This window comes from Microtetraspora sp. AC03309, from assembly GCF_020826795.1.
Lineage (GTDB): Bacteria > Actinomycetota > Actinomycetes > Streptosporangiales > Streptosporangiaceae > Microtetraspora > Microtetraspora glauca.
Window position 1 is genome coordinate 1 of the sequence record NZ_JADDIL010000613.1, and the last position, 393, is coordinate 393.

The 393-nt window shown below is 64.1% G+C and carries 1 protein-coding gene; it reads right to left on the bottom strand.

Going from position 1 to position 393, the window contains the following annotated elements:
* The coding region (locus IMZ11_RS44610) for a hypothetical protein (RefSeq protein WP_228649856.1) at positions 1 to 393 on the bottom strand (393 nt) is incomplete at both ends.

Genomic DNA, 393 nt, shown 5'->3' on the forward strand with positions numbered 1-393 from the left:
AGGTTGAGCAGGTCGGAGAAGAGTTTGCCTTCCGCGGTCTTGTTGGTGCCGATGTCGCGGTTGATGGTGATCGACAAACTCGAGCGGGCGGTGTCGAGGGCTGCGTGGGCGTCGTCGATGACTACTGAGCCGATCGGGACCGGCTTGGACGGGTAGCGGTCCTCGCGGAACACTGAGCGGCCGTTGAACAGCTTCCAGATGTTGACGACGCCGATGGCTTCGCCGGCGCGGTATTGGGCGCTGTCGACGTCGTCTGTGGTGACGATGCCGATTCGGCGGGCTTCCTCGCGGACCTGGGCGGCCAGGTACTTGTTTGGGGCGACGTAGAGGGCGGGGCCTTCGTTGTCGTGCAGGTAGCTCTGCAGGATGACCAGGCCGTCGATGGTCTTGCCG